Source organism: Aliivibrio sp. SR45-2 (assembly GCF_963890165.1).
Lineage (GTDB): Bacteria > Pseudomonadota > Gammaproteobacteria > Enterobacterales > Vibrionaceae > Aliivibrio > Aliivibrio salmonicida.
Map to the genome: position 1 here is coordinate 1 of NZ_CAWPRC010000223.1, position 4973 is coordinate 4973.

Annotated in this window: 6 protein-coding genes; all 6 read right to left on the bottom strand. The window is 34.7% G+C overall.

Annotation, left to right across the window (positions count from 1 at the left end):
- Positions 1 to 224: 224 nt before the first annotated feature.
- Positions 225 to 650 carry a GFA family protein gene (locus tag AACV33_RS20925; protein ID WP_182700615.1) on the bottom strand — a complete coding sequence of 142 codons (426 nt, stop codon included), beginning with the start codon at positions 648 to 650 and terminating at the stop codon, positions 225 to 227.
- Positions 651 to 892: 242 nt separating this feature from the next.
- Positions 893 to 1525, bottom strand: coding sequence for a hypothetical protein (locus AACV33_RS20930; protein WP_182700616.1), 633 nt, complete (start codon positions 1523 to 1525; stop codon positions 893 to 895).
- Positions 1526 to 2234: 709 nt separating this feature from the next.
- Positions 2235 to 2696, bottom strand: coding sequence for a GNAT family N-acetyltransferase (locus tag AACV33_RS20935; RefSeq protein ID WP_065593237.1), 462 nt, complete (start codon positions 2694 to 2696; stop codon positions 2235 to 2237).
- Between the two features lie 153 nt (positions 2697 to 2849).
- Positions 2850 to 3194, bottom strand: coding sequence for a threonyl-tRNA synthetase (locus AACV33_RS20940; RefSeq protein WP_065593617.1), 345 nt, complete (start codon positions 3192 to 3194; stop codon positions 2850 to 2852).
- Positions 3187 to 3633: a hypothetical protein gene (locus AACV33_RS20945; RefSeq protein WP_065593616.1), complete on the bottom strand. Its 447-nt coding sequence runs from the start codon at positions 3631 to 3633 to the stop codon at positions 3187 to 3189. Before AACV33_RS20945 ends, AACV33_RS20940 begins: the two co-directional genes overlap by 8 nt.
- Positions 3634 to 3795: 162 nt before the next feature.
- Positions 3796 to 4973, bottom strand: a 1178-nt coding sequence (locus AACV33_RS20950) for a HEPN domain-containing protein (protein ID WP_182700617.1), incomplete at its 5' end; no start/stop codon positions are given.

Sequence of the window (4973 nt, forward strand, 5' to 3'; positions counted from 1 at the left end):
GGCAACAAAGAAAAAGGAAACCCACCTTACTTTCACACCTAAAAAACTAATGGTTCAATCGCTGAACTGAACCAAAAAACTGCATTCTTAAAGTTCGTATAACGCCTGCATAACACGTTTGCTACTATGCAGATTAAGCCTAAATTTACCACTTAATGCGGTAAACCAAAAGAAACCTAGAACGCCGAATGTAGCAAATCGTGTTGATGCATTTGTTATATTTTCTAGTTCAACGAGCTAAAATATGCTTCAATTTCAGCTTTAGTCATTTCTTTGGTTTCATTGGAAAAACAGTAGTAATCAGGACGTTGGTCACTAAAATACTGCATTGTCATTACTGGTTTTTTCAGATGAGGAAACAAACCTATAGGCATGTTATAGCTACCAGTGCTATTCAAACGATAGAATAAATGAGTACCACAATTATTACAGAACCCTCTAGTTGCCCAAGGTGACGATTTGTATTCTTTAATTGCCTTAATACCTTCAAATTTAACACCAGTTCCACATTCAACAGCGAATAATGGCCCACCGCCCCAAGTTCTACATGTTTCACAATGGCAGACAGTAAACTTAGGGTTTACCTCAGAGGCTTCAATTTTCACATCCCCACATAAGCAACTGACTATTTTGTTATTTGAATCTGACATTCCGTTTATCCTCATGTAAATAGCGTCATAAATGATGACGTATCAAACAATTAAATCATGTATAAATAAACAGTGCAAAATGAACAACTGTATGTGTGAACAGTATCAAAAAGAAAATATAACGCCTGCATAACACGTTTACTACTATGCAATTATACTCAATATTGACGCCTTAAAACGAGAAACACCCGACAACCTGAGATGCCGAGTGTAGTAAATCGTGTTGATGCATTTGTTATGTTTTAATCTTGTAACTTAACCCTTTCCCATTCTGTTTTTAATATTGTTCGAGTTAAACGTTCGATTTTTTCAAGACTGTCCCAAAATTCATCATGACCATTTTCGTGAACCTTGTCATTCTTAGCTATATTAAAGAGATTTTCTAATTCTAAAATTAATTCTTTTGAGTCATTTTCATTTGGATTTAAATGAAGGTTAATCCTCGCCTTCAAAGACCAAGCTTCACTTTCATCAAGTTCTAATTGATTATAAATATTAATCACTTGATCTATATGTTTATCATTTTTTAGGGAACTTAACTTAGCCTCTCTAGTTTTAGTATGCGAATCGAGTTTCTGAATTGATGCAATATAATCAGCAACAGTTGCTCTGAGACTGTTAATCCAATTTTGTCTATTGTTTGCTATAACTTCCTTTTTAGATTTTTCAATTTCGAGTCTATTTCGTTCTTCAGCTAATTCACGTTGCTGCTGCATTGTTTTATTGACATTTTTTATTGTCATCAAAGTCGATGCAATAACCACAAACCCCGTAATTAATATACTACCAACTGCAACCCAATCAGTCTGTGATGATGCGATTATATTTATTTGTGGCAACTCTTTTATTAACACATCAGCTTGTAACACACTCACTTTGACCTTCCTTACTTAGTTGATTTTAAAACATAACGCTGGCATAACACGTTTATTACCATGCAGACCAACCTGAATTTTACCACCTTAATCACTAAACCTAAGACAAACCCAGAACGCCGAATGTAATAAATCGTGTTGATGCGATTGTTGTGCGTGCTTACTTTCGGCTTGGCCAACTTGATAAAGAACTGCCCTGCCAAGATTTTCTAAGCCCTGATTCTAATTTACCGATGGCAATTAAGCGAACAAAATGTTCTTAAATTGCGAGATAAAGTGAATGGAAAACAAATACATTTTTTACGCCATTTGAACGACTTGGTTTCAGCAGATTTGGAACTGATAAACCAAATATACTTGCCACTACTGGGATTGAAAATGCTGCGAGTAAAACACTGATGCAGACTAAAATGAGGCATAACCAAAGAACAATTGAAGCGTAAATTAACTTCTGAAACGCCTGAACTTAAGAAAATAAGGGCTAATTTGCCGAACCTGATAATACGAAAACCAAAAGGCAGCAAAGAAGAAAGGAACGCTTACTAAGCCAAAACTACGAAAGCCGCGATCCTTTTGATGAACCGTGCAAAAAATTTCGGACTCAGTACGCACAACGCCGCCATAACACGTGCTGACGACTCACTTTCCAAACCAATTATACTCTAAACCAAAAACGCCGAATGTTATAAGCATCGTGTTGATGGCTTTGTTATGTGCGCTGTTGAACATTAAGTACCATTGGAACATAACGAATACCGTTTAAGCTTAACTCTTCTGATACAGGCTTAAATCCAACTTTTTTATAGAAACCGAGCGCATAAATCGAAGCTTTAACGCTAATTAATTTTGCACCACTTACCGCCTTCATTTCTTCAACTAAACCCTTAGCCACACCAAAACCGTGATATTCAGTTTTAACGTAAAGATGACCAATATAACTTTCGTCACGCCAAGCTATATAACCGATAATTTCGTTATCAATAGTGGCTTTAATCGCTGAATAAATACTGTCATCCTTTACCTTGTCGATATCAGATTTAAACGCCATTTTGATAGCTTTTTGACCTTCAGAATTAAGAAGAGGTACAACATGCTTATCATTAACAGCTTCACCTAATTTAAGAATTACATCTAAATCTTGATGAGTCACTTTTTCATACGAAAATTCCATTTTTACTCCTAGCACATAACGCCTGCATAACACGTTTGCTACCATGCAGATTAAGCCTAAATTTACCACTTAACACGGTAAACTCAAAGAAACCTAGAATGCCGAATGTAGTAAATCGTGTTGATGCATTTGTTATGTGTATACTCATTACGTTTACGATTTAACTTCTTCTTGGCGCTTAGCTGAAGATCTAGGCTCATTAGGCTTAACTACTGTAGACAAAAATATATCTTTATATATACCTTTTATTGATGCCGTTGTGACAGCAAACCCTGCAATTAAAATATATAAATCAATCTCATTTAGTAATTTTTTAGCTTCATCATTAAATGTGCCTAAAACTAATAATAGGCCGCAAACAATACCACTCGACTGTAAAAAGGCATTAACCATAACAGCTTGATTAAATTCTCGTTTAGTTACATGACACCTATATGCATAGATAAGAATGAAAATACCCCCCAATATCGCTGAAGGGATATAAATAGCTTTATCCATTTTTATCTCCTTTTGCGACCGAATCTCCAATTATCCCACCAATTATTCCACCAATAAGTGCACCGAACGGACCACCAATAGATGCACCAAATATTGCGCCTCCTGCGGCAGCTCCCATAACCCTTGAGCTATCACGCTCAGGCTCTGGCGGTTTATGATAAATCTCGTAGTTAACATTAAGATCTTCGACCCCATTAGCCTCTTCGTCGGAATAATTGATAATCCCTGTTGGATACTCCCAAACTTTCATTCCAATTTCATACAGTGCGCCACATTCGCTACATTGCTCAGAAATTAAAGCACTGTATTCTGTTTCATCACCCATCTCTCGACTTGAACCACCAGTAGCTTCAAAATAGATATCTTCTTCATTTAACTCATGTTCTGAATCACAATTGGAACATCGAAACTTCGCATTCCCTACTATACCGTCACTCATAATCTAATTATTCCTTAAATACACATAACGCCTGCATAACACGTTTGCTACCATACAGATTAAGCCCAAATTTACCACTTAACACGGTAAACTCAAAGAAACCTAGAATGCCGAATGTAGCAAATCGTGTTGATGCATTTGTTATGTTGTATAAACGCAATACTATTTACTTAATGATTTTATTCTTTTCTCTAATTTAGATTGTACCCAAGAGTTACTTTCATCATTAAACAAGCATCGACGATCATTAATACTTTCAAATTGCCAAAAATAATCAGGGGCATTTAATACACACATCCCGCCTTCAACTTTAAAAGAATCATTATTACAAGTCACATAGCCATTATTCAAATATGTAATACTTTTTATAACTCTTGTATCAACAACACTCATTAGTTTAGCTTCAACTGAATTATATTCACTTGCTTTATACCAACTTGCAAGAGCCGAAGAAGCCATCTTGTTAAATCTGAATATATCGTCTAATTCATCATATTGCATAACTAACTGCCCAAAAGACTGTTTTTTAGCCAAATTATAATTAGTCTTATTTGTGTTCAAATAAACATAATTACCTGTAGCAATATCAAGTTCATATTGATTCAGCCGAGCTTCTCTTGTTATTGGGTACATCCAGTTATTTAAAAACCGCACATAATCAAGCTTATTAAAACCAAGATCACAAAAAGTCCAATACCTTAATAGTAAATCAACTTTTTTAGACAACATCACTTCATAAGTAATATCACCGTTATCTTTTAATTTTGGACTGTCGCCATGAGCAATTGAGTTTCTAATTTTTTTTAGATGTCCAAAATCATTTGTAGTTAAATTGATAATACTAATAATTTGTTTATCAGTTTTAGAGCATTTAAATTCAAATTTTTCACCAAAAGATGAAAAGCTTGAATTTTCAATAGATTGAAGTTGCAGAGCAATGCTATCATATACTTTAATATTTACTGATTCCACAGCCTCAGTTTCGCTTTTCTCTTTAATATATGATTTAATTTTCCTACAAACCTTTCTAAACTGACTATTAGATAATTTATTATCGTACTCTCTTGCAAATAAACTCACATAACGATCAAGTAAGCTGACATATGCGAGTAATTGATACTCCCAGTAGCCTTCGAAAGCAAACATCCCAGCAACTCTTGCCCATATATCTTCATGTGTTTGTGATTTCTGACCAAAATATTCCTTGAACAAACGGTCCCACTTCCCATTTTCAAATAAATAACTAGATGATACAAAACAATCTATCTTTCTTTTAACGTTAGATTCTTCCGGAGTATTATTCGCATAATATAACGATAAATTTCTGCTTTTATCTGTTC